This window comes from Nocardia sp. NPDC055053 (assembly GCF_053608285.1).
The window spans coordinates 217,424-244,267 of sequence record NZ_JBSGVD010000001.1 but is presented as its reverse complement, the minus strand read 5'-3'; the positions used below and the strand labels follow the sequence as shown (position 1 = coordinate 244,267).

Genomic DNA, 26,844 nt, shown 5'->3' with positions numbered 1-26,844 from the left:
TTGAGCAGTAGCGAACTCGGTGCGGAGGTCTGATGGGCACGCCGACTGATGGTGTGATCTACGGAGTTCGTCTCCGCACCGAGTATGACTATCGCTATATCGGGCTGACAACAAAGTCGGAGCGTATACGGCTTCGCCAGCACTTCAAGGAAGCCGGCGCAGGTCGAAAGACTCCGTTCTACGACTGGCTGCGCAAGCAGAATCGTGATGATGTGATTGCCGACGTCCTCGATTGGGTCTACGGACTAAATAACTTGGGACGTGCGGAGATTGATTGGATTGCGTATCTGCGGAGAGAAGGCCAGCCGCTGCTCAATCTGGCCGATGGTGGACTCGGGCCTATTGGTGTGATCTGGACAGCGGAAATGCGGGAGGCTGCGCGAATCCGGTCGACTGGCCGTCCCGGTGTGAGCCGGTTCGGCGAAGAGAATCTGTTTCACGGGCGCACGCACTCGGCTTCACAGCGAGCAAAATGGTCGGCCGAACGCAAAGGTACATACCAGGGGGAAGCCAATCCCAACTTTGGGAAGTTCGGCCCAGAACACCCCGGATTCGGCCGTGTGATGTCGGAGGAATCGCGTCGGCGTCTTTCGGAGATGAGAACGGGCGCGGGAAACCCGAACTACGGGCGCACAGCCAGCCCCGAGACCCGGGCGAAGATGTCTGCCGCTCAGAAGGGTAGACCGAAGCCGTCGAGTAAACGCAACGCGCACACGCGTCATCACACGAACAAGGGCGTATTCAAACAGTCTTGTGCGCACTGCGTCGAGGACCTGGCGAAGCAGAACGATCCCAAACCTGAGGCCGATAGCTGAACCTGATCGTCAGCCGACACTGCCGAAGAGGTCGAAGCAGCACCAGCCGCCGCGGAACCATTGGACGGTCAGCTGCCAGAACGTGGGGTGGGTGCCGTCGGCGTGGCGGAGCTGGAGGCCGAAGGAGCACTTGCCGATGGTTGTGCGGGTGAGTCGTTGGACGACTGTGCGGTGCAGGAAGGACGCGCCCAGCCAGGCGGCGATGCCGTACAGGACGGCGGTCGCGCCGGGGGCGAGGTACCAGGTGGTGGCGCCGATCGCGGCGTGCAGTGTCATGTCGATGAGGAAGGCGGGGATGACCCCGGTCTCGTCGCCGCCGGCAGTGCGTCCGGTGAGCGGGAATTCGTCCTTCGGGCGCGTTGGTTCCCGCGTCTCGGGTGTGACATATGTCAGTCGCCCGTCGGCGTCGCGTTCGTATCCGCCGTTCCTCGCCGAGCGCCGGGGCGGTGCTGCATTGGTCATGTGGCTCAGCGTGGTCGACACCGCTTAACAAGCACCCGGTGCCGACCTTGCCGACCTGGTCACGGTGGCGGATCCTGGTGCCGCCACCGGGCTTGCACGGGCGTCGGGTCAGCCCGCGGAACCGCTGGACAACCAGGGGAATCCGGAGGACGATCCGCCGCCACCACCACCGGTGGGCAGGTCCGCGCCCGCCGACCCGGGGCGGTGGATGCGGACGGTGACCGGGTCGGTGCCGTCGGCCTCGACGGTGACGATCCGCGCGCCCGTCGCGGAGGTGACCCGTCCGCCGGTGATCCGTACCTCGTAGCCGTCGGGGAGCGTCACGTCGGAAACATAGATCTCGGTTGGTGCCGACGCCGCGCGTGGCCGGTATCGATAGGCGAAATCGCCGGTGACGGAATCGAAGACCATCGCCTCGGGGTTCCCCGCCGTGGCCCGCGGATAGGTGCGGACCAGCTCGCGACCGAGGTCACTCCGGAACGGGTCGCCCTCGCCCGCGCTGTAATGCCAGTAGTGCCAACCGATGAACCGTTCGTCGGCGCGGGTGGTGGTGTTGCGCAGCACCGTCGGATCGCCGTCGCCGAATTCGGTGACAAGCGTGGGGATGTCGGTGCGGTCGGTGAACGCATCGACATTGGCCCAGGTCTTGTCCTGCTGCACCGCGCACACCGCGCGCAGCTCCTCGGGCAGGCCCAGGTAGATGGCGAGTTGGCTGGGGATGCAGTAGTCGTGCGGAGCGAACACGATGTTCGGGCTGGTGATCGGCGGATTCTTGCCGAGATGGCTGGGCATCGTCTCGTTCCAGGTGACATTCGGCTCCCAGAACACCGGCACCGTGGCATGGCGCGCCCGCACCGCGTCCGTCAGCTTCTGCAGTGCCCGTTGGTATTTCGCGTCGAACTCTGGGCAGCCATTGGGGAAGCAGGTGAGAAACGGTGTGCCGGGCCATGGTTCGTTGAGCAGCTCGATGCCGAGCACGCTCGCCCGGCCGTTCATCCGCTCGGCCAGCGCGCCCAGCGCGTTCCCGAGGTGATCCAGCACGCCGTGGGTGTTGTTCCATACCTCGTCCCAGCCCGCGTTCATGCTGGGCATGAGGTAGTAGAGCGGGAAACCCGGATTCGGTTCACCGTCGGCGGGTCGGGCCCGGATCGCCCATTCGGGGAAGCCGTTGCCGCCCCAGATCTCCGACAGTCCGTCCTGGTGGTTGTCGAGCAGGGTGTAGATCCCGTGTGCCGCAAGGGTATCCACGACGGCTTCGACCCGGTCCAGGTACGCGGTGTCGACCACGCCTTCGGTCGGCATCAGCCCGTCGAACGACACCCCCAGCCGCACCGTGTTGAACCCGTGCCGTGCCAGGGTCGCCGCCGACGCGTCGGTCAGGGTGAACCCGTCGCCGGGCATCAGATAGGGCGCGTCCTTGTCGACATTGTTCACCCCGTGCAGCAAGACGGCGCGCCCGAACCCGTCGACCAGCGTCGCCCCGTCGGCCCGCAATGGCGTCAACTCCGCCCCCGGCTCGGCTCCGGCCCGCCCACTCCCTGCCGCGACCACCCCCAGCACCAGCGCGGCCACCGCGGTCAGCCGCAACCCCCGCCCCGACCGGCCCAGCCACCGAAACCCCGTGCCTGCCATGTACTTCCCTCGATCCTCAGGTGGACATGCGTCCATTTGAACGCATGTCCAGATCTGTTGGCGAGTGAACATAGCCGCCGGCCCTCGATGTGGTCAAGGCCACATCCCGGTCAGTGCGCGCCGCGCCTAGCGGGTCGGCTCGGCCGACGGCGGGTCGGCCTCGGGCTCCGCACCGCGACTCTCGACCTCGGCGCCTCCGCTGCCGGCCCTGGCCTCGGCGTCGCTGCTCGCGACTTCGGCCCCACTGCTCTCGGCCATTCGCCAGATCTCTCGGCCGGTGAGTTCCCGCGCGGCGGCCTCGAGCCAGTGGCCCTCGGCGTCTGCCGTGTCACCCTCGGGCTGGTCGCTGCCGGTGATCGACTCGCTGAGCTGTTCGATGCGCGTACGCGAGCGCCGCGCGTCGAAAGGCCCGCTATGCGAGGCGAATTCGGCTGTGCGGGCTCCGCTCAGCGCAGGGCCGGGATGACCTCGCGTTCGAAGAGTTCGATGCCGGAGGTGTCGTAGGCGGCTTCGGGGAAGTTGAAGATGGCGTAGTCGAGGCCGAGATTCTTGACGGTGGTGAGGCGTTCGATGATCTGGTCGGGGGTGCCGACGGCGGCGCTGGTGTCGAACTGTTCGTGGACACGGGCTTTGGCCTCGTCGGCGCCGAGGAAGGGGGTGAAGCGGTCGATGATGGCCGAGAGGCGTTCCTGGACTTCGGCTTCGGTGCTGCCGACGACGGTGTTGAAGTTGGAGCTGCGGGTGATGGCGGTGAAATCGGTGCCGACCTCGGCGCAGTGCTGACGCAGGATCTCCGACTTGCGGGTGAACTCCGCCGGCTCGCCGCTGAAGTTGGTGTAGTTCGCATACTGCGCGGCGATCCGCAGCGTCTTCTTCTCGCCACCGCCGGCGATCCAGATCGGGATACCGTTCTCCTGCAACGGCTTCGGGTGCACGATGGCGTCGTCGACCTGGTAGTACCTGCCGTCGAGGGTGGCCCTGCCCGTCTGCCAGGCCTGGCGGAAGATCTGCACGCCCTCGTCGAGGCGGCCGAGTCGCTCACCGGCGGGCGGGAAGCCGTAACCGTAAGCGCGCCACTCGTGTTCGTACCAACCGCCGCCGATGCCCATCTCCACCCGGCCACCGGAGATCAGGTCGACGGTGGCGGCCACCTTGGCCAGGTAGGCGGGGTTGCGGTAGCTCATGGCGGTACACATCTGCCCGAGCCGCACGCGGGAGGTGGTCGCCGCGAACGCCGACATCAACGACCACGCCTCGTGGGTGGCTTCGTCGGTGGGCACGGGTGTGGTGTGGAAGTGGTCGTAGACCCAGATCGATTCCCAGTCGGCGCCAGCGTCGAACCGCTGGGCGAGGTCGCGCATCACCGCCCACTGGTCCGCCGGTTCGATGCCGACCAGATCGAGCCGCCAGCCCTGGGGGACGAAGATGCCGAAGCGCACGGGTTTCTCCTCGGTGTGTTGACGTGTCCTGCCCACTTTTCCCAGTGCCGCGCACCGAGGCAACCATTGAACGCGCGCCGCGCAGAATTCTGGACCGGCGGTTATTCGCTTGGCGTCGCACCCGCGAACGGCCATGCTGGCACGGGTATGAACGATATGCGACAACCACGCCTCGGCGTGGACTTCGGCCGGGTCATCCAGGGGGCCGCGCTCGCGCCGGGCGCCGCGGACACGGTATTCCTGTCCGGCGGCTTCGCCGAGGCGATGAACACACCGCCCACTCCCGACGCCTTCGACGTCCTGGCCCGGCTGGTGACCCGTTTCGGCGGCAACGCCTGGGTGATCTCCAAGTGCGGCCCGCGGATCGAGGAGCGCACCCGGCAGTGGCTCGACCACCACGACTTCGCCGCCCGCACCGGCATCCCCCGTGACCACCTGCGCTTCTGCCGCTCCCGCGCCGAGAAGGTCCCGCACTGCGCGGAACTGGGCATCACCCACATGATCGACGACCGCCTCGACGTGCACCGGGCACTGCGCGGCCTGGTGCCCCGGCTCTACCTGTTCGGCACACAGACCGCACCGGCCCCGGACTGGCTGTGCCACACGCCCGACTGGCCCGCCGTCGAGCGCGTGATCGGCGCCGATCTGGACACGGCCGGTCAGGCGCTCGGGTCGCCGTAGCGACAAGCCCACCTGATGGAGTAAACGCGCCGCCTCCCGTGTTGCGGCACCTGTGAGCCTTCGTCAGTTCGAGTACGCCCTTGCCGTTGCCGAGGCCGGCTCGGTGACAGCGGCGGCGGAGCGCCTGCACGTCGCTCAACCTTCGGTGTCCCAGCAGATCCGCGGCCTGGAACGGGAACTCGGCGTGCAACTGTTCGCCCCCACACCGGCCGGGCTGGTGCCCACCGTGGTCGGCCGTGCGTTCCTCCGGGACGCGGCGGCCGCGGTGAGCGCGGCGCGCCGGGCCAGGGCGACGGCCAGGGCCGGTGCCGATGATCTGGTGGGCGAGCTGGTGGTGGCGGCGCAGATGGGCTTGGGCACACGGCAGCTGCCGGGCGCGCTGAGCGCGCTCCGCAACCGCTTCCCGCAGCTGGAGGTCACCATCTTCGAGGAGCCGAACCCCGCCGAGCTGGAGCGGCTGGCGCGCCGGGGCGCACTTGACCTCGCCCTGATGGCCGGTCCATGTGGGGAAGAAGGCCCCTACGACGGCCACCACCTCGGCGACGAGGAGTTCGTCGTTGTGCTGGGCGCCGGGCACCGGCAGCTCGCCGCGGACCGGGTCGAACTGCGCGAACTGGCGCGGGAGCCGTGGGTGCGGTTCGACCACGACAGCGCGCTCGACAGCGTGCTGCGGGATGTGCTGCGGGACAACGGGTTGACCCCGACCACGGTCGCCCGCGTCTCCCAGACGGCGACGGCCGTGCGCTGGGCCGCCCACGGTCTTGGGGTGACGCTCGTCCCGGCCTCCGCGGTACCCCACGGTCACGAGCACCTCACACGCCCGGTGTTCCCGGTCGTGTCCCAGCCCGTCGTCGCCGCGGTCCGGCCCGGCGCGGGCCCGGCGGAAACGGTCCTGCTCGAACTCCTACGGCAGGAGATCTGGGACAAACCGGTTTCCTTCGCCCCGGTGCCCTGACGGCCGAGAAGCCTGCTCAGAGCTGGGTGGCACCTCCGTCCGCGACGAACTCGGCGCCGGTGGTGTAGGTGGCATCGAACGCGAGGAACGCGGCCGCCCTGGCGATCTCGTCGGAGGTGCCGAGACGCCGCATGGGATTGCCCGCGACCTGCTGCGCCTTGAACTGCTCGGCGGCTTCTTCGGTCATCCCGTTCGCCAGAATCCCTGTGTCGATGGGACCGGGACTGACCGCGTTGACCCGGATTCCGCGCGGAATCAGCTCGCCGGCGAGGCTGCGGGCCATCGAACGCAGCGCCGCTTTGCCTGCCGAATAGATGCCGGTCGTCGGTATACCGACGACGTTCGCGGTGGATGTGGTGAGAACGACGCCTGCGCCCCGGCTCAGCAGCGGGGCGAGTTTCTGGACGGTGAAGTAGGCGCCTTTGACGTTGATGTCGAACATGTCGTCGTAGAACTCCTCGGTCGTCGATTCGAAGGGCATGGTGCGTGCGATGCCCGCGTTCACGAACAGCGCCTCGAGCGTCCCGAACTCGCCCTTCACGCGGTCGGCCAGAGCATCCAGGTCGGACAGTGCCGCCACATCGCCGCGGACGGCGATCACGTTCCCGCCGAGCTGTACCCGCGCGGCATCGAGCGTGGCCTGCGAACGACCGGTGATCACCACCCGTGCTCCGCCCTCCACCAGCAGTTTCGCTATCGCGAATCCGATACCGCTGCCGCCGCCGGTGATCACGACATTCTTTTCGCTGAATTCACCCATGTCAGGTTCTCTCTTTCATTTCGGAATTCCGTCGGCGTCAGCCGCGATGGAAATGGTCGACGTGCGCGCAGTGCGAATTTTCGGATAAATCGCGGTGCGCACCTCGTCGAGCCATTTCACGGTATGTCAGGAAAAAGGCGCGAGGCAAAGACGAAATCGCAGCAGGAGTCATAGGAAATTCCTATGCGGTCCGCTACGACCGGATCGGTCAGGCGTTCGGGTCGCCGTAAGACGCGGTGATGTCCTGGGAACTGGGCCGGCGGCCGCGGCCGGCCCACGGGGCGGCCGCGGATGGTGTGATCGGGGTCACTGTGACCAGTGGTACGTCGGTGTCAAGATGAAACGTCCGGGCTCCGCATGTATTCTGCTGGTGGAAGGGTGTGCCCGGGTGGGTACTCCAGGCGATCTGCATCGGCGAAGGCCTGCAGCGACTGCGAGGAGGTGGTGTTGCCATGCGCAGCGAACCCCCCAGTCGAAGGCCGCGCGGCGTCGCCCCTTCGTCCTCTCACTGATTTCCGGCCGATTCGGTTCGGCTGTGCGTGACGGTCGTTGCGGTGGACGCCCGCGGTGTCCAGCACCGTCTCCCGATCCACTCTCGTAGCATCCACGCGGCCCGGCCGCGGGTATGCGCGCTGTCGCGCCAGAGGACTGTCCCATGTCGCAGATCGATGTCATCGAAGCACGTCACGTAACCGCCGATCCCGTTGTACCGGAAGCGGATTCGCCGCGCACCGACCAGCCCGCCGTCGCCGAGGACCACTCGGTGACCGAGGCGCTGGAGATCCTGTCGGAATCGGTGCGCCACCTCGTCGAGACCCACCGGGTCGACGGCGCGATGGACTGGCTCGACAGCCGCCCGCCGCACGTCATCGCCGACGCACTGGCCCGGATGGACGCCGTGCAGGCGGGCGTGGTGTTCCGGCTGCTCGACAAGGACCGCGCGATCACCGTGTTCGAGGAACTCGAGCCGGTGGATCAGCAGCAGATCCTGCAGGGCCTGCGCGAGAAGAGCTTCCGCGATCTGGTCGAGGCGATGGACCCCGACGACCGCGCCCGCATGCTGCACGAGGCTCCCGCCAAGGTGGCCAAGAAGGTGCTGGCCGGGCTGAGCCCGCGCGAACGCCGGATGACCGCCGCGCTGCTGGGTTACCCGGAGGGCTCGGTCGGTCTGTACATGACGCCGGAAGTCGTTGCGCTGCCGGACAATTTGACCGTCGCCCAGGCACTGGCCTGGGTGCGGGCCAAGGGCGGCAACGCCGAGACCGTGTACACGCTGCCGGTCGTCGACTGTGGTCGCAGGCTCACCGGCATCGTCGAACTGCGCGAGCTGGTGCTGCACGCGCCGGAGGCGATGGTGTCCGAACTCGTCGTCACCGAACCGGCTTTCGTGCGCGCCACCGACTCCGCCGAGAAGGCCGCGCGCCTGATGAGCTCGACCAACGACATCAACCTGGTCGTCGTCGACAGCGAGGACCGGGTCGTCGGGCTGCTCACCATCGACGACGCGATGGAGGTGCTCGAGGCCGCCGACAGCGAGGACGTCGCCAAGCAGGCCGGTTCGGCGCCGTGGGAGGGCCACTACATGGCCGCCAAGGTGTTCCAGCTGGCGCGTTACCGGGCGCTGTGGCTGATGCTGCTGCTGTTCGCCGCCACGCTGACCGTCAGCGTCACCGACGTGTTCTCGACGACCCTCGAGCAGGCGGCGAGCCTGGCGCTGTTCATCCCGCTGCTGATCGGCGCGGGTGGCAACGCGGGCGCGCAGGCCGCGACCGCGTGTGTGCGTGCGCTGGCCGTCGGCGAGGTACGTGTGTCGGACCTGTTCAAGGTGATCTGGCGCGAGTGCCGGGTGGGCCTGGTGCTGGGCAGCATGCTGGCCGCGGCCGGTCTGCTGATCGGCACGCTGTTCGTCGGGCCGAAGATCGCCGTTGTCGTCGCCATCACGCTGGTCATCATCTGCGGCTGGGCCGCCACCATCGGCGGCACGATGCCGTTGCTGGCCAAGAAGTTCCGCATCGACCCGGCCGTGGTGTCGGCGCCGATGGTGACCACCCTCGTCGATGCGACCGGCCTGATCATCTACTTCACCACCGCCAAGCTGGTGCTGGGAATCTGAGTTCAGCGCGGCGGGAACAGGGTGAGCGCCGTGGCCATTACGTCCCTGGCGACGTCGTCGGTGGCCGCGACCACTTCGACGATCGGGATGCGCCTGCCGAACGCGGTCGACTCGGCCGGTAGCTCGGGGCCGACGGCGGCGGTGTAGATCGGAATCCTGCTGTCGTAGACCGAGACCGACCGGTGCACGGTGCGGCCGTCGATCTGCTGCTCGGTGCTGTTGGCGGCCAGGTATTCGGGGACGCGGTACTCGTAGCTGACCGTGATCTTCTCGCCGCGGTAGCTGAACAGGCACTGGGTGAGGCGCTGTTCGTCGGAGGGGACGGCGCCGGCGAGCTTGCCGCGGACCGCGCACGGGTCGGCGCCGAGCAGCACGGTCGGCACGGTGTCGGGGGAGGTGCCCTGGGGTGGCGACTGCCGCCAGCGCTCGATCATGCCGGGAACCAGTTCGTCGGCGACGGTGCACGGGTTCCTGCCTGGCGTGGACAGGCCGAGATAGAACGTGGCGCCCGCCGGGAAGTGGGCGGTCGCGCCGCAGGCGCGTGGCTCGCCGGCATCGCGGTCGGGGACCAGGCGCACGGTCACGTCGCCGAGCTGTTTCGTCACGCCCCTGCCGCCCGGGGTGAGCCCGGTCAGCAGGGTGGCGTGCCAGGTCAGCGTCGTGCTCTCGCCCGGTGTGGCGCTGCCGAGAAGCGCCCGGCACGAATCAAGGCCGACGGTGACGCTCTTGATGTCACCGAGGTGCCCCATCGCCTCGCGCGGCAGCACCGCGCACACATCGACCTGGCGCGTCGCCTGGGCCACCTCGTCGCGTTGCTGCTGGTTCTGTGGAACCTTCGACCAGAACTCCGGTGGCTGGGCCGGGATCAACGGGGCTGGCGGCGGTGGCAGCGTTCCGTAATCGGGAGGCTTGTCCGCATCGTCACCGCAGCCGGCGCAGACAAGCAACGCGGCAGCGGCGAGCACCATCCTGCGATACATCGGCACCCCTGTCCTCGGCGGACCCGGGCCGGACCCGCACCCGATCCACCGAGTCTGCCCGCGCGGGCAATCCGGCCGCAAACATCCCGGACGGGTCGTTCTCAGAACGTTGTGACCGCTGCGTGCGTCAATTCAGCAGGGGTAGCGTTTCGCGCATGATCTTCTCGGCGACGGCGGAATCGGCCGTGACCGAGACCGTCGGCACCCGGGGGCCGAGCAGGGCGTCGGTCGCGCCTGCGGCGAGCGGCGGGCCGACGACGGCGGACAGCGACGCGAGGCCTGGCTGCGCTCCCGTTGTCTCGAACCGGTACACCTGCCTGGCGCCGACCGTGAACACCGGCAGATCGTCGAGGATCGTGCGTTCCTCGTTGTAGTCGTAGGTGATGATCGCGTCGTGGCCGTCCAGGGTCAGCTTGCAGGTGGTGACCCGCTGATCGGCCACCTGCACCCGGACCCCGAGGAATGGAGCGACAGCGCACGGGTCGGCCCCGGTGACCGCCGTCCGATCCGAGTCGGGCGAGCTGCCCTGAGCCGGTTCCGTACGCCACTGCACCAGCGCGATCCGCAGCAGCGCCTCGGTCGTGGCACACGCGTCCCGCGGCGCCCGCACGCTCATCGACAGATCGGCGCCGGACACGAACCGCGCCCACGCCTGACAACTCCCACGCACCTGCGGATCGTCGGACTGTGCCGGTTCGTCGTCGAACAGCACCCGCACATCACCCATGGCCTGCTCGGTCACCGGCGCGTCCATCGTCGGCTCGCCGGAGAACATCACCCCGGCACTCCAGGTCGCGTCGATTCCGGTCAGATGCCCGTCCACGGCGATATTCACCCGGCACTGATCCGGCCCGACATTGTCCACCGTCCGCACCTGCCCCAGCTCACCGAGCGCCGCCCGCGGCAGCAACGCACACACATCGATCGCCCGCACCTTCCGCAGTACGGACAGCTTCTCCTGATCGGAAACCGCCGCGGTGGACCAGAATCCGCCGGTCGGCATCGAGTCGGCGGCTTCCTCGCGCTGGCACGCGACCAAGGTCATCGCCGCCGTGATGAGCAGAATGAGTCGACGCACGAGCCGCAGTTTGCCGGGTGCCGGGGGTGAATGCAAAGTGCGGGAGTGGCCGGATTCACCCGGTGACGGGTTCCCGCGCGCATGGGGCGAATCACTGGTGAGGCGATGGTGGTGTGGCGGCGGTCGTGGCGCACAATAGGGGCCGCGTGTGTGGTGCGGGTGTTCGGTCTTGGAGGCCGGGTTCGACGCGCCGCAACACAAGCTGTTGTGCTTACTGGCGTTGTCACCCACTACGAGTAGTGTTCAGGGTGAAGGGCTCGTGCACGGCGGCGGTGCGGGTCAAGGGTCTGGCGGAAAGGTGTGGAGGCGGAATGAAGCTCATCGATCGGGTAAGCGCCATCAATTGGAATCGGGTGCCCGATGAGAAGGACGCCGAGGTCTGGGATCGCCTGACCGGCAACTTCTGGCTGCCGGAGAAGGTCCCGGTGTCCAACGACATCCCCTCCTGGAACACCCTGACCACCGACGAGAAGCAGCTCACCATGCGGGTCTTCACCGGCCTGACGCTGCTGGACACCATCCAGGGCACCGTCGGCGCTGTCTCGCTGATCCCGGACGCGCTGACCCCGCACGAGGAGGCGGTGTACACCAACATCGCGTTCATGGAGTCGGTGCACGCCAAGAGCTACAGCTCCATCTTCTCCACGCTGTGCTCCACCAAGGAGATCGACGAGGCGTTCCGCTGGTCGGAGGAGAACCGCAACCTGCAGCGCAAGGCCGAGATCGTCCTGTCGTACTACAACGGCGAGGACCCGCTCAAGCGCAAGGTCGCCTCCACGCTGCTGGAGAGCTTCCTGTTCTACTCCGGCTTCTACCTGCCGATGCACTGGTCCTCGCGGGCCAAGCTCACCAACACCGCCGACATGATCCGCCTGATCATCCGCGACGAGGCCGTGCACGGCTACTACATCGGCTACAAGTACCAGAAGGGCCTCGAGCTGGTCTCGCAGGCCGAGCGCGACGAGCTCAAGAACTACACCTTCGAGCTGCTCTTCGAGCTCTACGACAACGAGGTCGACTACACCCAGGACCTCTACGACGAGGTCGGCCTCACCGAGGACGTCAAGAAGTTCCTGCGCTACAACGCCAACAAGGCGCTGATGAACCTCGGCTACGAGGGCCTGTTCCCGAAGGACGAGTGCGAGGTGAACCCGGCGATCCTGTCGGCCCTGTCGCCCAACGCCGACGAGAACCACGACTTCTTCTCCGGCTCCGGCTCGAGCTACGTCATCGGCAAGGCGGTCAACACCGAGGACGAGGACTGGGCGTTCTGACCGAACCAGGACCATGACGACGGCGGCGCACCTGCTCGGGTGCGCCGCCGTCGGTCATTGTGCGCGTTTGCGGCAGACCAAGGGTGGCATGCCGTAGCGGCGCGGCGAGTTGGCGCTCGGCGGGAGGGGGCTCCAAATATCGTGGACCTTCGCTCGTCGCGTCAATCGGCGCGAACCCGACCGGCAGAAAGGAATGACATGGCCGCCAAGCCGACGATCGTTCTGGTTCATGGTTTCTGGGGTGGCGCCGCGCATTGGGCGAAGGTGATCGTGGAGTTGAACCGGCGTGGGTATTCGGCGCAGCACGCGGTGGAGAACCCGCTCACCTCGCTGGCCGAGGACGCCGAGCGGACCAGGAAGATGGTCGCGCAGGTCGACGGTCCGGTGCTGCTGGTCGGGCATTCCTACGGTGGTGCGGTGATCACCGAGGTTGGTAACCTGCCCAATGTCGCGGGCTTGGTCTATGTCGCTGCCTTCGCGCCCGACGCGGGGGAGAGCCCCGGTGCGATCACGCAGGAGCTGCCGCCCGCCGCGTTCGCCGATATCGCGCCGGATTCGGACGGCTACCTGTGGATCGCGCAGGACAAGTTCCACGAAAGCTTCTGTCAGGACCTGACTTCCGACGAGGCGCTGGTGATGGCGGTGACGCAGAAGGCGCCGCTCGCCTCGACCTTCGGCGACACGATCACCGAGCCCGCGTGGAAGACGAAGCCCAGCTGGTATCAGGTGTCCACGGAAGACCGGATGATCCATCCGGACAACGAGCGCCGGATGGCCGCGCGGATGAACCCGCGCAAGACCATCGAACTCGCCGCGAGCCACGCGTCTTTGGCCTCGCAGCCGGGTCCGGTGACCGATCTGATCGAGACGGCGGCGCGCGACATCGCGGACTGAAACGTGGGAGACGGCGGCGGAGCAATCCGCCGCCGTTCCGCTGTCCGTGGCGATTGGACCGAAGGTGTCCGTAGCGTCGTCGGTATGAGTAGCGAGATCGTCCCGTTCCACCTCGACATCGCCCAGTCGGACCTGGATGACCTGCACCGCAGGCTGTCCGAGGCGCGCTGGCCCGACCAGCAGCCGGGCGCGCAGTGGAGTCGCGGCGTGCCGGTGGAGTATCTGCGGGACCTGGCCGAGTATTGGCGCACCACCTACGACTGGCGGGCGGCCGAGGCGGAGCTGAACAAGTATCCGCAGTTCGTCACCGAAATCGACGGTCAGCGCATCCATTTCCTGCATGTGCGATCCGCGCGGCAGGACGCGACGCCGTTGCTCCTCACGCACGGCTGGCCGGGGTCGATCGTCGAATTCCTCGACGTGATCGGCCCGCTCACCGATCCCGGTGCCCACGGTGGTGACCCTGCCGACGCCTTCCACCTGGTGATTCCCTCGCTGCCCGGGTACGGATTCTCCGGTCCGGTGACCGAGCCCGGCTGGAACGCGACCAGGATCGCCGCGGCGTGGGTCGAGTTGATGAGCAGGCTCGGCTACGAGCGGTACGGGGCCCAGGGTGGGGACTGGGGCGCGTTCATCACCCCGGAGGTCGGGCGCGCGGGCGGTGACCGGGTGATCGGCATCCACGTCAATGCCGCGACGTTCGGGTTCATCCCGTTCGGCCCGGTCTCCGAGGCGGAGAAGGCGACGATGACCGAGGCCGAGCTCGCCCGGCTGGATCGGCTCGCGCTGTTCAAGAGCGAGGGCAGCGGCTACTTCCGCATCCAGTCGACCCGTCCGCAGACGCTGGCCTACGGCCTGCACGATTCACCGATCGGCCAGCTCGCCTGGATCGTCGAGAAGTTCAAGGAGTGGACGTTCCCGGCCGACGGCCTCCCCGAGGCGGCGGTGGACCGTGATCGCCTGCTCACCAACGTGATGCTCTACTGGCTGACCGGTACAGCGGGCTCCTCGGCCGCCCTCTACTACGAGGCCATGCACACCCGCTCCTGGCCCACCGCGCCGCTGACGACGCCGACCGGTGTCGCGGTCTTCGCCGAGGATGTCGCGATCCGCCGTTACGCCGAGGGCAATGCCGACATCGTGCACTGGTCGGAGTTCGACCGCGGCGGGCACTTCGCGGCGATGGAGGCGCCGGACCTGCTGGTCGGGGATATCCGCGCGTTCTTCCGGGGTATGCGCTGAGTCAGCGGTCCCACGGTGCCCGCAGGTCGGGGTCGTCGAAGGCTTTCGCCGCGTCCAGGTAGAGCTCGGAGATCCGGTGCTTCACGAGGTCGCGGTCCGCTGCGGAGATGTCGGCTTGGTCGAGCCGGGCCGCCGCATTGGCGACAGCGTGGAAGACCCGGGTGGGCCGCCCGTCGATGATGTCGGCGACCGGGAACTTGTAGTCGGCCTCGGTCGCCGGGTTCCCGCCGGGCTGCCGGTACAGGTAGATACCGGCCAGCTTGCGCGGATCGCCCTTGGCCCATTCGAGCGCGTCGTGCTCGGCGCGGTGACCGTTCCATTCGTGGTCGCGCGGCGCCCACGGGAGATCCAGATCGGCGGCATTGTCGGAGGCGGGCGGGACCTCGCCCTCGGAGTGCTGAGCCATGTTTTCTCCTCGTGCAGCGGCGACGGAGCAACGGCGCCGGGACGTCATGGATCACTGCCCGCCATGATAGCAATCACGCCGCTACCTGCGGTTTGCCCATGGAAATCGGGGTTTTCCGATCCGCGCCGGTGCGGATCTAATCGGAGGATGACCGCGATCGGACAGCAGGCCACCCTCGGTGCGATCCTCGGTCGCGGCGGGACCGGCGACCACATCGCCGTCGTCGACGGTGGCCGTAGCTGGACCTACGCGGCCCTGGCCGACTCGGCGAATCGGCTCGCCCGGGAGCTGATCGCGCACGCGGTCGGCCCGGAAACCGTGGTGGTGCTGGCGCTGCCGCGTTCGGCGGAGCTGGTGCGGGCGGTGTGCGCGGTCGCGGCGACCGGCGCCGCGATCCTGCCGATGGACCTGCGCCAGCCGCAGGCCCGGCGCCGCCATCTGCTGGCCGACTCCGCCGCCACGATCGGCATCACCACCCGGGCGATGCTCACCGACCTGCCCGCGTGGATTACCTGGCTTGTGCTCGACGACCCGGACCTCGTGCGGCGCTGCGCCGACCACGATCCGGCGCCGCTCACCGACGCCGACCGCGTCCGGCCGACACACCTCGACCAGCTCGCCTACGTGCTCTACACCTCCGGGTCGACCGGCACACCGAAATCCGTCGCCGTGCCGCATCGCGGGCTGGACGCGCTCGTCGACGAGGTGTCGGCCCATCTCGGCCCGTGGGAGCAGGCTCGCGTATTGCAGGTGAGCTCACCGGGTTTCGATCTCTTCGTCCACGAACTGATGCTGACGTTCACGCACGGCGCGACCTTGATCATCGTGCCACCGGAGATCACGGTCGGTGGTGAGCTCGACGAGTTGATCGCGGGGCAGGCGGTCACCCACGCGGTGATCACGCCCGCGGTGCTCGCGACTCTCGACCCGGCCAGGCACGCGACGCTGCGTGGTCTGGTCGTCGGCGGTGACGCCTCGGATCCGGCGCTGGTCGCGCGGTGGGCGCCGGGACGGACGTATGTGAACAGCTACGGACCGACGGAGACGACCGTCTTCGTCTCCGCCACACCGGTGGTCGCGGGCGGGCCGATCGTCCTCGGGGCGGTGTTCGACGGCTGGTCGGCGCTGATCCTCGACGAGGGTCTGCGTCCGGTCGAGCCCGGCGAGCCCGGCGAGCTCTACCTGTCCGGGCCCGGTGTCGCACGCGGATACCGGCGCAGGCCGGGCGCCACCGCCACGCGGTTCATGGCCGACCCCTCCGGACCCGCCGGTGCGCGGATCTACCGCACCGGCGACCTCGTCCGGCGACGTCGTGCCGACGACGACGCGGCACCGGGCGCATTGGAGTTCTTGGGCCGCACGGACTTTCAGATCAAGGTGAGCGGCATCCGGCTCGAGCCGGGGGAGATCGATGCCGTCCTCACCGGCCATGCGGCGGTCCGATCCGCGATCACCACCGGGTGGCGGACCTCGGCCGGTGCGGTGGTTCCGGTCAGCTATGTGGCGCCGCGGCCGGGACGCGCTGTCGACACTGCCGCGCTGCTGGCGTTCGCGCGGGACAGGCTGGCCGCGCACGCGGTGCCCGCGGCGGTGGTCGTCCTCGACGAGCTGCCGCTGACCCCCGTCGGCAAAGTCGACCGTGCGGCGCTGCCTGCCCCCGTGTTCGCGTCGAACGGTGGTCCCGCGCCGACGGATTCGGTCGAACGCCTGGTGGGCGCCGTCATCGCCGGCCTTCTCGGGGTGGAATCGGTCGGCGGCGCCGACGATTTCTTCGCGCTGGGTGGCAACTCCCTGCTCGCCGCCCAGCTCGGAGCGCGATTGGCGGCGGCGACCGGCAAGCACGTCCCGGTGCGCACCGTGTTCGACGCGCCGACGGTGGCGGGGCTCGCCGTGGCGGTACGGCACCTGTCGAAGACCGCGCCGCGGCCCCCGGTGACCCGCCGCAGCCGGCCCGAATCGCCGCCCCTTGCTCCTGCCCAGCAACGCCTGTGGGTCCTGAACCGGCTCGACCACCGTTCACCCGCGGACAACATCGCGCTGGCGGTGCGGCTGCGCGGGCCGCTCTCGGTCGCCGCGCTGCGGGCCGCGTTCGATGATGTGGTCGAACGGCACGAACCGCTGCGCACGCTCTATCTCGACGAAGACGGCGTCGGCAGCCAGCACATTCTGCCGATCGATCGTGCGCGTTCCGCTCTCGCCGAGGTTCCGCTCCAGGCGGCCGAGCTCACTGCCGCGCTGGCCGAGTTCGGTGCGGCCGGTTTCGATCTCACCACCGAATTACCGCTGCGAACACGTCTTTTCGCCCTGGATGAGGACGATCATGTGCTGGCCGTTGTCATCCACCACATCAGCGCCGACGGCTGGTCGCTCGGCCCGCTGCTGCGGGATCTGTTCGGCGCGTACACCGCTCACCTAGGCCAGACCGGTGGTCGCCGACGGAGTTTCCCGCCAGTTGGCACCTCCGCCGACCCGGTGCTCGAGGCGGATCGGGCCGCAGAGGGGGGAGGTCCGCTTGGACACGCGCTCGAGCCGCTGCCCGTCTCGTACGTCGATTACGCACTGGCGCAGTGGGACTGGATCGCGCACGACACCGGAGCGGCGACGCTCGACGGGCAGCTGCGGTATTGGCGCGCCAGGCTCACCGGACTGGCTCCGCGACTGGAACTGCCGGTCGACCGCCCGCATCCACCGGTCGCGTCCGGGCGCGGCGCGGTGAGCACCGTCGAATTCGACGCCGAGCTCACCGCCCGGCTCCGCCGGATCGCGGTGGCGCACGGCGCGACCCAGTTCATGGTGCTGCACTCGATACTCGCGGTGGCACTGGCCCGCTCGGGTGGCGGCACCGACATCGCTATCGGCACACCGATGGCCGGGCGCGGCGGAGCTGAACTCGACGATCTAGTCGGCATGTTCGTCAACATGGTGGTGCTGCGGACCACGGTCAACCCGACCGACCGTTTCACGGCATTGCTGACCCGTGTCCGCGACATCGACCTCGGTGCGCTGGCCAATGCCGACATCCCGTTCGAGCGGGTCGTCGAGGCGCTGGATCCGCCGCGCACCCGCGCCCACCACCCGCTGTTCCAGGTGGTGCTTACCGCCGCGACCGATGCGGGCACGGTCGGAACCGATCTGGGCGGACTGACGGCCGAACCCGTCGACCAGGTCGAATCCCCGGCGAAATTCGACCTTCAGCTGACGATGTCGGACCCTGCCGCAGACACCATCGGCGTGGCGATCACCTACGCGACCGATCTGTTCGACCGCGAGACGATCGACCAGCTCATTTACACCGTGGAGCGGATCGCTCGCGCGGTCACGGCGGACCCGGCGGCAGCGGTCGGCGACATCGACCTGATCGACGAGACCATCCCGGCGGCGGTTCGGGCCCCCGCGTTGATCCGCCCCGACCAGCGGACACTGGGCGACCTCTTCGACCTTGCCGCGCACCGTCATCGGAATGCTGTAGCGATCCGGGCAGGCGAAACCACCGTGACCTACGGGGAACTCGACGAACGCAGCGCCGCCCTCGCCAGGAAACTGGTGGTGGCCGGGGCAGGTCCGGAGCGCCGGGTTGCCATCCTCATGCCCCGCTCAGCTGACCTGGTCGTGGCGATCGTCGCGGTGGTGCGCAGCGGCGCGGCCTATGTTCCTGTCGATCCGGACTATCCGCGCGACCGGATCGACTACCTGCTGGCCGATGCTCGGCCGGTCTGTGTGATCACGGCGGGCTCGACCGTCCACGGGGTCGACGAGCAGGGAAAAGGGCCGGTGGCCCGATCGAATGGCGAGCGTGGTGCTCAGCGCGTGGTGGGTCACGGGGGCGACGAGTCGGGACGGGGGTCGACGGCCCGATTCGACGGCGAGCATGGCGAGTACCTGGTGGTCGATGCGGGAACGCGACCACGACCTGCTTCGGCGGGCGCCGGATATGACTCGGCCGATTCACCGACTGATGCTGTGCCGCATGATCTCTCGGCAACGTCCGGACGGCAGAGCGTTGTCCGGCACCCGGTCCCGGCCGATCGGGTGGCCGTCGAGACCGGTGCGATTCGCCATGCCCGTGCGGACAACGTCGCGTACGTGATCTACACCTCCGGCTCCACGGGGGCACCGAAAGGGGTGGCGGTCGAGCATCGTCAGGTCGTCGCGCTGCTCGAGCGGACCCGGCGCGTCCTGTCGACCCGGTCCACCGACGTGTGGGCGCTGTTCCATTCGGCCGCGTTCGACTTCGCTGTGTGGGAACTGTGGGGTGCGCTCACGACCGGTGCGACGCTCGTCGTCATCGACAAGGAGGCCACGCGCTCACCCGAGCGGCTGCGGGAACTCCTGGTTCGCGAACAGATTTCGGTACTCGGGCAGACCCCGTCGGCCTTCGCCGGGCTGGACGACGCCGATGCTCGTGCCACCGGTGATCGACTTGCGTTGCGCAGCATCGTCTTCGGCGGCGAATCCCTCGACCCGCGACGGCTCTCCGCCTGGATCGGTCGGCACGGCGCCTCGGGTCCCGCACTGGTCAACATGTTCGGCATCACCGAGACCACGGTGCACGTCACGCACACGACGATCACCACCGGCGCTCACACCCGGGCGGGCAGCCCGGTCGGGCGGCCGCTCGACGGACTCACCGTGCGGATTCTCGACGACCGGTTGCGGCCGGTGCCGACGGGTGTCGTCGGCGAGATCTACGTCGCCGGTGCGCAGGTGACGCGCGGCTACCTGCACCGGCCAGGTCTGACCGCGACCAGGTTCGTCGCGAATCCCGGTTCCGTGGGCGGTGTCCTGTACCGCTCGGGCGATCTCGGCCGGTGGACCCGCGAGGGCACGCTCGAACACTTCGGCCGCGCGGATCGGCAGGTGAAGATTCGCGGTTACCGCATCGAGCCCGCCGAAGTCGAAGTGGCACTGCTGGATTGCCCCGGCGTCGGCGCCGCGGCGGTGGTCGTGCGCGAGGATCCGGCTATCGGTCGCCAACTGGTCGGTTATGTCGTGCCGGGCGGCCGGAACAGTGCGATCACCGCTGACGGGATCACTGCTACGCCTGGTGACGGGAACGTCGCGATAACCGGTGCCGGGTACACAGCGCTCTCGGGTAGCGAGGTCCGCGCGCGGCTGCGGGATCGGCTGCCCGAGCATCAGGTTCCGGCGGCCGTCGTCGTCATCGACGCGCTGCCCCTGACAGCGAACGGCAAACTCGATCTCGGCCGGTTGCCGAGCCCCGCGTTCAGCTCCGATCGTGCCTATCGCGCACCCCAGGGCACGGTCGAGCAGCGGATCGCGGCGGTGTTCGCCGAGCTGCTCGGGTGCGATCGGGTCGGCGCCGACGATTCGTTCTTCGACCTCGGCGGCAACTCGATGGTCGCGACCCGGCTGGTGGCACGGCTGCGCACCGAGTTGCCGGCCGAGGTCGCCCTGGCCTGGCTGTTCAGCGATCCGTCCCCGGCCGGTCTGGCACGCCGGATCACCGAGGACACCGGCGAGGAATCCGCGCTGGCACCGGTGCTCGCCCTGCGCGCGCGTGGTAGCGGCGCACCGCTGTTCTGCGTCCATCCGGTGGTCGGCCTGGCCTGGAGTTTCGCCGGCCTGTCCGCCGAACTGGACTGCCCGCTCTACGGCGTGCAATCCCCGGCGATCGTCGAGGACGCGCCACCGCCCGAGTCGATCGACGCGCTCGCCGCCGACTATGTGACCAGAATTCGCGCCGTCCAGCCGCACGGACCGTACCGGCTGCTCGGCTGGTGCGTCGGCGGCGTGATCGCGCACGCCATGGCCGTGCGGTTGCAGGATCTGGGGGAGGAGGTCGACGTGCTGGCGATGCTGGACTCCTTCGTCGGCGACGTCGGCTACCGCAGCGAGGCGCCGGTCACCGTCGGCGACCTGCTCGGCCAGTTCGGCACCGAACACGAACTCGCCACGCCCGTCACCGATTTCACACCGGAGGACGCCGTCGCACTGGTGTCGAACCTGCCCGGCCCGTTCGACGAGCTGACCGAGGAACGGGTGCACCGGCTCTTCGCGGGCATCCTGCACGCCCAGGTGATCGGTGCGGCGCATCGCCCCCGTGTCTTCCGCGGTGACCTGCTCTTCTTCACCGCGGACCGCGACGACCACGGCGAGGGCAGAGCCGCCGGAGCCTGGCGGGACCACATCGCCGGGAACATCCGCGATGTGCCCGTCGACGCCACGCACTGGGACATCACCGGCGCGGCCGCGCTGCGCACGATCGGGCCCGCGCTGGCCGCCGCGCTCGAGGGGTGGGCGACGGCACAGCGTGCCGCGAGCTGACGGTGGCGGCGACCCCGCGTCGCCGCCACCGGGTCAGTGCAGCGCGGCCAGGCCGCGGCGGTCGATCTTGCCGGTCGGCGTGCGCGGGAGTTCGTCGACGAACACCACGTCACGGGGAGCTTTGAACCGGGCCAGATGGGATTTCACATACGCACGGACCGCGTCGGCGTCGAGATCACCCGCACGGACGACGAAGGCGGCGAGGCGCTGCCCGAACTCCTCGTCGGCGACGCCGATCACCGCGGCCTCGGTGACGTTCGGATGCCGGTAGAGCAGGTCCTCGATCTCCCCGGGAAAGACGTTCTCGCCGCCGGAGACGATCATGTCGTCGTCCCTGCCGTCGATGAAAAGCCTTCCGGCGGCGTCGAAATGGCCGAGGTCGCCGGTGCTCATCAGGCCGCCCCTGAGCTGTTTGGAGCCGCCGCCGGAGTAACCGTGGAAGGCGATCGAGTTGCCGACATGGACGGTGCCGACGGTGCCCGGCTCGATGACCAGGGTGTCACCGTCGTAGAGCGCCACGGTGATACCGACCGGCGGTTTACCGACCGTGCCGGGTGCGGCGATCCAGTCCTCGGGGGTGGCGATGGTGGCGGTGCCGGTCTCGGTGCAGCCGTAGAAGTTGTAGACGACCGGGCCGAACGTCTCGATCGCCCTGGTACCCAATGACGAGGGCAGTGCGGCACCCGCCGTGAACACGATCCGCAGCGAGCCGGTGTCGCCGGCGGACAACACTTCTGGGCCCAGATCGAGGATGCGGCGCAGCATTGTCGGCACCAGCACCACCATGTCGGCACGATGCTCGCCGATCTGGGTGAGCGCCCGGTGGGCATCGAACCTGCCGTGCAGCACGATGGTCGAGCCCAGATTCAGCGCCAGAATGAACTGCGAGAGCGCCGTGCCGTGGAACAGCGGCGCGCACAACAGCACGGTCTGCCCGCGACGCAACGGCACCCGGTCGACGAATTGCGCACCGGCCAATGGTGATTCGACCCGTCGCGGCGCACCCTTCGGCGTTCCGGTGGTGCCGCCGGTGAGCAGGACGAAGCCGCCCTGCTCGGCAGGGACGGGTGCCCGGGTTCCCGGACCGGCGCCCGCGGTGTCGAGCAGAGTGATGCCGTCGGCCAGGGCACCGCCGAGTGCGGACATGCTCGGGTCGAGCACCAGCGCCCCGACTCGTTCCCGGGCCAGCACATCACGCAACTGCGCCGCACCGAAACCGGTGTTGAGCAGTACCAGCCGTGCACCGAGTTTCCCTGCGGCGGCCATGGTTTCGACCAGCAGCAGCCCGTCGGGGCAGAGCACCCCGATGGTGTCCCGCGCGGTCAGACCGGCCGCGTGCCAGCGGGCCGCGATCGCATCACTGCGCTGGTCGAGTTCGCGATAGCTGACCCGCCGATCACCGTCGACGAGCGCGATCCGATGCGGTGTCCGCCGCGCCGAGGTGCGGATGCCTCCGGCGATCGGGCCGAAAACGCGCATCGCACGGGCGGTACGGACGAGCTGACCTGGCCGCCGCAAGTCGACGAGTCCGGCCCGCTGCATGACACGGAGCTGTCGTGCCGATGTGCTCGCGGCGCGTGCCCAGGTAGCCGCGCTCATCGCGAATCCCCTTGCCCACGAAGGGGGCTCAACATACCCGCGGCCCCGGGTCGGCACCCGCGGTCACCGCGAGCAACCAGGCGACCGTCCCGATCTCGGGGACGATCTCGGCACTGATGTGCTCCGACATCGGCACCCAGAACATGCGCAGATTCACCCCGCGCGCACAGTAGGCGGCGGCGATGTCGTCGATGGCCAGTTCGGCGGGCAGCAGCTGATCGGTGGTCGAATGCCACATGAGCAGGGGTATGTCGGGGGTGTTCTCGGGACGGCCGAAGCTCGCCGCCGACAGCGCTTCGTGCGCCGCGGCCAGCGCCGCCCGCGGATCGGTCAGATAGTCGGCGACCGGGCGCAGCAGCGTGGAGGCGACGGCGGTGTAGAGGCAGCGGTTCTCCAGATCACGGGCGACCTGATGTCCCTCCGGCGTCAGGTACCGCTGCAACGCCTGATCGAACTCGGGGTATTCGCGGGCGAGGCCGAGGATGGCGAGCCAGCCGGTGAAGTTGGCCTGCGGCTGCTGACCCGAGATGGCGAACGGCGCGATCGCGACCTTGTCACCCGGGATACCACCCTGGGCGCTGCCCCGGAGGTCGAGCTCAGGGGCGTAGTGGCGGTGCTGTTCGGCCGCCGACGCCGAGGAATTGCCGCCGCCGGAATAGCCCCACAGGCCGACCGGCGAGGCTTCGAGACCGACGCCGCCGCGCTGAGCCGCGCGGATACCGTCGAGCACCATCCGGCCCTCGGCCGGGGACATGATCGTGTTCCGCTTGCCGTCGAAATCGGTGACAACCACCGCGGCGCCCGCGGCGAGGAACTGCGCCATCAGCGCGACTTCCTTCTGGATCCCCGCCCGCAGCGTGTACGAGGGATTGCATTGCTGACCGAGGCTGTCGATCGCCTCCTGATACGAAATCAGCGGGCGCGCACCGGGACCCAGCCACGGAATGCCGGGAACGAGCACGGTGGTCGCCGTCGCGAGCGGGTTGTCCATGGCGTCGGTGCTGCGGAACAGCAGCTGGGTGGTGTGCACCGGGACGGGGATGCCGAGCGTGTAGGTCTGCACGACGCGGCTGCGGATGACATCGCCGTTGGCGTAGCCGCCGAAGTCGGCCGGGTCGTCGTACCAGCGGTCGTTCTGCGGTGTCGGCAGCGGCACGACCGCCGGATACACCTGTGCCTCGTTCGGCAACGGCGGCAGTTCGAAGTCCTCGGCGACGGCGGGGCCCGCGGCCAGTGCCAGTACCGCGGCGCTGAGCAGGGCGGTGGCGCCGAAGCGCCGGGATCGGTAGGTGGCCGTGCTGCGCTGCATGGCATCTCCTTCACTAGGTGATCCCGATTACAGCAGGTTCTCTTGTTCTAAACAAGAGTTCTTGTTCTTATTGGGTGATCGGTAGGCTGAGCTGCGTGACGTCGACCGAGAAGAGTCAAGTTCGTTCCCGGCGCATCCAGGGCATGGACGCCGAGCAACGCCGTGCGCGCAGGCGCGAGCAGATCCTGGCGGCCGCCTTCGAACTGATCGCCGCCGAGGGTTACGTCAACACCGCGATCGAGCAGATCTGCCAGACCGCCTTCGTCGGCAACAAGGCCTTCTACGAACTTTTCGACAGCAAGGAGTCCTGCTACCTGGCCCTGCTCCAGCAGCTCAGCGAACGCGCGCAAGCCGAGGTCGCCACCGCGCTGGCCGAGTGCACCGGCGACCGCGACGAGGTGATCGCCACCGTCGTCGCCACCTTCGCCCACTCACTGGTTGACGACCCTCGCGTCGCCCAGGTGACCTTCGGCGAAGCGAGCGGCATCTCCGCCAGAGTGGAACAGCAACGCCGCACCAACCGCCGCTGGGCCGCCCAATTCCTCGAAACCCTCTGGCGCGAATACGGTTTCGTGCCCGACGGCGGCGTCGGCATCGACCTCCACGCCCTCGCCGTCTCCACCATCGGCGGCCTCTTCGACACCGTCGCCGACTGGCTGCATCGAACCGCCGCGGGGTCCACCGGCGAAATCGACACCCTGATCAGGGATCTCACCAATTTCACCGACATCGTGCATCTGGGTTTGGCGGCCGCGGCCACTCGCTCGACGGACTGAGCCGTCAGCGGGGTGCGGGTCCGCCGGGCGGTGGCGAACCGGCGGGGCCGCCACCCGGGGCTCCGCCGCCCGGAGGGGCACCGGGAGAACCGTTGCCGGACCGGGTGTTCTGGGACTTCTCGGCGACGCCGACCGTCAGGGAGACGGCCATGGTGGTGGCGGGTGTGCCGGTGACGGTGGCCAGTTCGGCGTCCCAGCCGTCGCCGAAGACGTTGTCCGACGACAGGCTCACGTCGGACATGTTCTTGATACTGGCCGAATAGCCGGAGTCGGCGGCGAAGACGGATTCGCAGGCGTCCTGGGGGAGGGCGATCTGGGAGGTGAGGCGGGCGTTGTCGCCTGCTACCGCGGTGGTGAGGGAGTCGTAGACCTCGAAGTGGATGTGGGGCCAGCGCCCTGCGTAGCAGGCGGGGAAGATCGAGGTGAAGCGGACGGTGCCGTTGTCGTCGGCGACCTGGACGCCGCGCAGGTAGTTCTGGTCGGTGACGCCTTCGCTGTAGAGGGAGTAGCGGCCCTCGCGGTCGCAATGCCAGACGTAGACCGCCATACCGGCTCCGGCGGCGTTCTTGGTGAGGTCACGCAGGTTCAGGGTGAGTGTCATCGGAACACCCTGGGCGACACCGGAATACGAGCCGAAACTGGTGGTGATATCGGAGCGGACCACGCCCGACTCGATCAGGACATTGGGGCCGTTGGACCCGTCACCCGGGTAGGGGCCCGCCGTTTCCTGCGGTGCCGCGGCCGGGGTCGCCGACTCCGCCGAGGTGTCCGTGGCGACACCCGAGTCCGTCGCCGCCGCGCAGCCCGCCGCCGCGGCCGCCACGCCCGCGGCGCCGATCATGCCGAGCACCCGCCGGCGCGACATCACCCGCAGATCGTGCCCGAGTCCGAGATCGTGGTCGTCCATGCTGCTCCTTCGCTCATACCGTGTCGTCGACGACGGTAGGCGCGGGCACTGCGCCGGAGCTGGGAACACCCTGGGGGTTCGCTGGGAGCCCCGCCGGGTCAGTCGGTGACGTAGCCGTTGAGGCTGTTGCGCAGGTCGGTGAGGACGGCGCGGGCGGCGGTGAGGCCGGTGGTGTGCCAGATGCTGTCGTCGACGGCGAAGACGCGGCGGTCGGTGGAGGCGCTGAGTTCGGTGAACTGGTCCGAGCGCAGGACCTGTTTGCCGTGGTCTTCGCCCGCCTTGCCCGCGAACATGACGTAGATGAGGTCGCCCTCGGCCTTGGTGGCCAGGTCGGCGGCGCCGATGTCGAAGGAGGTGCCGCGCTGGGCGGTCGGGCGCTGGACGCCGACGTCGGACAGGACCTGGGCGGCGAAGGTCTCGGTGCCCTGGACCTGGGTGGTGTCGGCGGTGAAGCGCAGCACCGAGGCCTGCGACTGGCTCGCGTTCAGTGCTTTGCCGAGGTCGCGGGCCTCGGTCAGGTAGGTCTGCAGGGCGGTGTCGGCGGCGCCGCGCCGGCCCATGCCCGCGGCGTAGCCCGCGAAATCGGACTGCCAGCTGCCGCCGGTGCCGACCAGTACGGTCGGGGCGATCGCGCTCAATGCCTCGTAACCGCCCGCGGGGGCGACATCGCCGAGGATCAGGTCGGGCTTCAGTTCCGCTATGCGCGCGGGATCGGGCTGCCCGATCGGGCCGACGCTGGGGACCTTCAGCACGCCGTAGCCCAGGTACATCGGCTGCGGGCGCTCGCCGTCGAGGGTGACCGCGCCCGCGACCCGCTCCCACAGGCCGACCGCGCAGGCCGCGTCGAGCGCCGAGCTGGTGAGCACGACGATGCGCTGCGGGTCGGTGGGCACCTCGGAGACCCCACCGGCGTGGGTGACCGTGCGGGTCGCGCCGGCGCCGGGATCGGGTGCGCTCGGCAGCGGGCAGGCGGTCGCGGTGTCGCGGGCCGCGCCGACCACGCCCGCACCGGCGATATTGGTCGTGGTGCGGATGATCGTGCTCGCGTCGTCGTGCTTGTCCGCGCAACCCGCGGTGACCACGGCCGCGCACAGCAGCGCGGCGACAGCGACGATGCCGCGCGAGCTGGCCCCGCGGCCCTGCTTCGCGGTGCGACGGAATCGGGTGCGTTGTTGGGCGCTCACCGGCATGCGCACGAGGGTACTGCGTGGCCGCTGACGTGGGCGCCGCGGCCCGA

The 26,844-nt window shown here is 68.9% G+C and carries 21 protein-coding genes; 9 read left to right on the top strand and 12 right to left on the bottom strand.

The window, feature by feature from the left end; translation table 11 throughout:
• Positions 1-32: 32 nt before the first annotated feature.
• Positions 33-815 (top strand): NUMOD3 domain-containing DNA-binding protein, encoded by a 783-nt coding sequence (locus ACWF82_RS01000; RefSeq protein ID WP_452496678.1) that lies wholly within the window; start codon positions 33-35, stop codon positions 813-815.
• A 9-nt stretch (positions 816-824) separates the two neighbouring features.
• On the opposite strand, the gene ACWF82_RS00995 is transcribed toward ACWF82_RS01000, so the two are convergent.
• The 4 genes from ACWF82_RS00995 to ACWF82_RS00980 form a co-directional block, all read right to left on the bottom strand.
• A complete protein-coding gene (locus ACWF82_RS00995) occupies positions 825-1,277 on the bottom strand; it encodes an RDD family protein (RefSeq protein ID WP_452496676.1) in 453 nt (150 codons plus the stop codon).
• A 108-nt stretch (positions 1,278-1,385) separates the two neighbouring features.
• Positions 1,386-2,909 carry an endoglycoceramidase I gene (locus ACWF82_RS00990; RefSeq protein ID WP_452496674.1) on the bottom strand — a complete coding sequence of 508 codons (1,524 nt, stop codon included), beginning with the start codon at positions 2,907-2,909 and terminating at the stop codon, positions 1,386-1,388.
• 126 nt (positions 2,910-3,035) lie between these two features.
• Positions 3,036-3,167, bottom strand: a complete 132-nt coding sequence (locus ACWF82_RS00985; protein ID WP_452496672.1) for a hypothetical protein — start codon at positions 3,165-3,167, stop codon at positions 3,036-3,038.
• Positions 3,168-3,355: 188 nt separating this feature from the next.
• Entirely contained in the window at positions 3,356-4,348 is a 993-nt protein-coding gene (locus ACWF82_RS00980; RefSeq protein WP_452496670.1) for an LLM class F420-dependent oxidoreductase, read from the bottom strand.
• A 147-nt stretch (positions 4,349-4,495) separates the two neighbouring features.
• Here ACWF82_RS00980 and ACWF82_RS00975 point away from each other — a divergent pair, with 147 nt between their 5' ends.
• Together ACWF82_RS00975 and ACWF82_RS00970 are read left to right on the top strand one after the other, a co-directional pair.
• Positions 4,496-5,029 carry a hypothetical protein gene (locus ACWF82_RS00975; protein ID WP_452496668.1) on the top strand — a complete coding sequence of 178 codons (534 nt, stop codon included), beginning with the start codon at positions 4,496-4,498 and terminating at the stop codon, positions 5,027-5,029.
• A 52-nt stretch (positions 5,030-5,081) separates the two neighbouring features.
• Positions 5,082-5,984, top strand: a complete 903-nt coding sequence (locus ACWF82_RS00970) for a LysR family transcriptional regulator (protein WP_452496666.1) — start codon at positions 5,082-5,084, stop codon at positions 5,982-5,984.
• A 16-nt stretch (positions 5,985-6,000) separates the two neighbouring features.
• Here the strand turns inward: ACWF82_RS00970 and ACWF82_RS00965 are convergent, their stop codons facing one another.
• Positions 6,001-6,744 carry an SDR family oxidoreductase gene (locus ACWF82_RS00965; protein ID WP_452496664.1) on the bottom strand — a complete coding sequence of 248 codons (744 nt, stop codon included), beginning with the start codon at positions 6,742-6,744 and terminating at the stop codon, positions 6,001-6,003.
• Between the two features lie 655 nt (positions 6,745-7,399).
• On the opposite strand from ACWF82_RS00965, the gene mgtE reads away from it, so the two are divergent.
• Positions 7,400-8,857 carry a magnesium transporter gene (gene mgtE / locus ACWF82_RS00960; protein WP_452496662.1) on the top strand — a complete coding sequence of 486 codons (1,458 nt, stop codon included), beginning with the start codon at positions 7,400-7,402 and terminating at the stop codon, positions 8,855-8,857.
• Positions 8,858-8,859: 2 nt separating this feature from the next.
• Here the strand turns inward: mgtE and ACWF82_RS00955 are convergent, their stop codons facing one another.
• On the bottom strand, positions 8,860-9,837 hold the full coding sequence (locus ACWF82_RS00955) for a peptidase (protein ID WP_452496661.1): 978 nt from the start codon (positions 9,835-9,837) through the stop codon (positions 8,860-8,862).
• Positions 9,838-9,964: 127 nt separating this feature from the next.
• The gene (locus ACWF82_RS00950; RefSeq protein ID WP_452496659.1) at positions 9,965-10,915 is read right to left on the bottom strand and encodes a hypothetical protein; all 951 of its coding nucleotides are present in this window, start codon (positions 10,913-10,915) and stop codon (positions 9,965-9,967) included.
• 311 nt (positions 10,916-11,226) lie between these two features.
• Between ACWF82_RS00950 and nrdF the strand changes: the two genes are divergently transcribed.
• The 3 genes from nrdF (at position 11,227) to ACWF82_RS00935 (ending at position 14,325) form a co-directional block, all read left to right on the top strand.
• Entirely contained in the window at positions 11,227-12,189 is a 963-nt protein-coding gene (nrdF, locus tag ACWF82_RS00945) for a class 1b ribonucleoside-diphosphate reductase subunit beta (RefSeq protein ID WP_379031470.1), read from the top strand.
• A 198-nt stretch (positions 12,190-12,387) separates the two neighbouring features.
• The gene (locus tag ACWF82_RS00940; protein ID WP_452496656.1) at positions 12,388-13,083 is read left to right on the top strand and encodes an alpha/beta hydrolase; all 696 of its coding nucleotides are present in this window, start codon (positions 12,388-12,390) and stop codon (positions 13,081-13,083) included.
• 84 nt (positions 13,084-13,167) lie between these two features.
• Entirely contained in the window at positions 13,168-14,325 is a 1,158-nt protein-coding gene (locus tag ACWF82_RS00935) for an epoxide hydrolase family protein (protein ID WP_452496654.1), read from the top strand.
• A 1-nt stretch (position 14,326) separates the two neighbouring features.
• Here ACWF82_RS00935 and ACWF82_RS00930 read toward each other — a convergent pair whose 3' ends face one another.
• Positions 14,327-14,731, bottom strand: a complete 405-nt coding sequence (locus ACWF82_RS00930; RefSeq protein ID WP_452496652.1) for a hypothetical protein — start codon at positions 14,729-14,731, stop codon at positions 14,327-14,329.
• A gap of 147 nt (positions 14,732-14,878) precedes the next feature.
• On the opposite strand from ACWF82_RS00930, the gene ACWF82_RS00925 reads away from it, so the two are divergent.
• Positions 14,879-21,016, top strand: coding sequence for an amino acid adenylation domain-containing protein (locus ACWF82_RS00925; RefSeq protein ID WP_452496651.1), 6,138 nt, complete (start codon positions 14,879-14,881; stop codon positions 21,014-21,016).
• Positions 21,017-21,049: 33 nt separating this feature from the next.
• On the opposite strand, the gene ACWF82_RS00920 is transcribed toward ACWF82_RS00925, so the two are convergent.
• Both ACWF82_RS00920 and ACWF82_RS00915 read right to left on the bottom strand, forming a co-directional pair.
• Positions 21,050-22,615 (bottom strand): AMP-binding protein, encoded by a 1,566-nt coding sequence (locus tag ACWF82_RS00920; RefSeq protein ID WP_452496649.1) that lies wholly within the window; start codon positions 22,613-22,615, stop codon positions 21,050-21,052.
• A 28-nt stretch (positions 22,616-22,643) separates the two neighbouring features.
• Positions 22,644-23,924, bottom strand: coding sequence for a lipase family protein (locus ACWF82_RS00915; protein WP_452496647.1), 1,281 nt, complete (start codon positions 23,922-23,924; stop codon positions 22,644-22,646).
• 95 nt (positions 23,925-24,019) lie between these two features.
• Between ACWF82_RS00915 and ACWF82_RS00910 the strand changes: the two genes are divergently transcribed.
• Entirely contained in the window at positions 24,020-24,700 is a 681-nt protein-coding gene (locus ACWF82_RS00910; RefSeq protein ID WP_452496645.1) for a TetR/AcrR family transcriptional regulator, read from the top strand.
• Positions 24,701-24,704: 4 nt separating this feature from the next.
• Here the strand turns inward: ACWF82_RS00910 and ACWF82_RS00905 are convergent, their stop codons facing one another.
• Both ACWF82_RS00905 and ACWF82_RS00900 read right to left on the bottom strand, forming a co-directional pair.
• Positions 24,705-25,607, bottom strand: coding sequence for a dioxygenase family protein (locus ACWF82_RS00905; protein WP_452496643.1), 903 nt, complete (start codon positions 25,605-25,607; stop codon positions 24,705-24,707).
• A gap of 98 nt (positions 25,608-25,705) precedes the next feature.
• Positions 25,706-26,797: an ABC transporter substrate-binding protein gene (locus ACWF82_RS00900; protein WP_452496641.1), complete on the bottom strand. Its 1,092-nt coding sequence runs from the start codon at positions 26,795-26,797 to the stop codon at positions 25,706-25,708.
• Between the last annotated feature and the right edge of the window lie 47 nt (positions 26,798-26,844).

Bases quoted from the DNA above. Each gene is read 5' to 3' on its own strand.
- ACWF82_RS00900 (WP_452496641.1), bottom strand. From the start codon at position 26,797: ATGCCGGTGAGCGCCCAACAACGCACCCGATTCCGTCGCACCGCGAAG.
- ACWF82_RS00915 (WP_452496647.1), bottom strand. From the start codon at position 23,924: ATGCAGCGCAGCACGGCCACCTACCGATCCCGGCGCTTCGGCGCCACC.
- ACWF82_RS00985 (WP_452496672.1), bottom strand. From the start codon at position 3,167: ATGGCCGAGAGCAGTGGGGCCGAAGTCGCGAGCAGCGACGCCGAGGCC.
- ACWF82_RS00990 (WP_452496674.1), bottom strand. From the start codon at position 2,909: ATGGCAGGCACGGGGTTTCGGTGGCTGGGCCGGTCGGGGCGGGGGTTG.
- ACWF82_RS00955 (WP_452496661.1), bottom strand. From the start codon at position 9,837: ATGTATCGCAGGATGGTGCTCGCCGCTGCCGCGTTGCTTGTCTGCGCC.
- ACWF82_RS01000 (WP_452496678.1), top strand. From the start codon at position 33: ATGGGCACGCCGACTGATGGTGTGATCTACGGAGTTCGTCTCCGCACC.
- nrdF (WP_379031470.1), top strand. From the start codon at position 11,227: ATGAAGCTCATCGATCGGGTAAGCGCCATCAATTGGAATCGGGTGCCC.
- ACWF82_RS00935 (WP_452496654.1), top strand. From the start codon at position 13,168: ATGAGTAGCGAGATCGTCCCGTTCCACCTCGACATCGCCCAGTCGGAC.
- ACWF82_RS00920 (WP_452496649.1), bottom strand. From the start codon at position 22,615: ATGAGCGCGGCTACCTGGGCACGCGCCGCGAGCACATCGGCACGACAG.
- ACWF82_RS00940 (WP_452496656.1), top strand. From the start codon at position 12,388: ATGGCCGCCAAGCCGACGATCGTTCTGGTTCATGGTTTCTGGGGTGGC.
- ACWF82_RS00925 (WP_452496651.1), top strand. From the start codon at position 14,879: ATGACCGCGATCGGACAGCAGGCCACCCTCGGTGCGATCCTCGGTCGC.
- ACWF82_RS00965 (WP_452496664.1), bottom strand. From the start codon at position 6,744: ATGGGTGAATTCAGCGAAAAGAATGTCGTGATCACCGGCGGCGGCAGC.
- ACWF82_RS00905 (WP_452496643.1), bottom strand. From the start codon at position 25,607: ATGGACGACCACGATCTCGGACTCGGGCACGATCTGCGGGTGATGTCG.
- mgtE (WP_452496662.1), top strand. From the start codon at position 7,400: ATGTCGCAGATCGATGTCATCGAAGCACGTCACGTAACCGCCGATCCC.
- ACWF82_RS00930 (WP_452496652.1), bottom strand. From the start codon at position 14,731: ATGGCTCAGCACTCCGAGGGCGAGGTCCCGCCCGCCTCCGACAATGCC.
- ACWF82_RS00975 (WP_452496668.1), top strand. From the start codon at position 4,496: ATGAACGATATGCGACAACCACGCCTCGGCGTGGACTTCGGCCGGGTC.
- ACWF82_RS00995 (WP_452496676.1), bottom strand. From the start codon at position 1,277: ATGACCAATGCAGCACCGCCCCGGCGCTCGGCGAGGAACGGCGGATAC.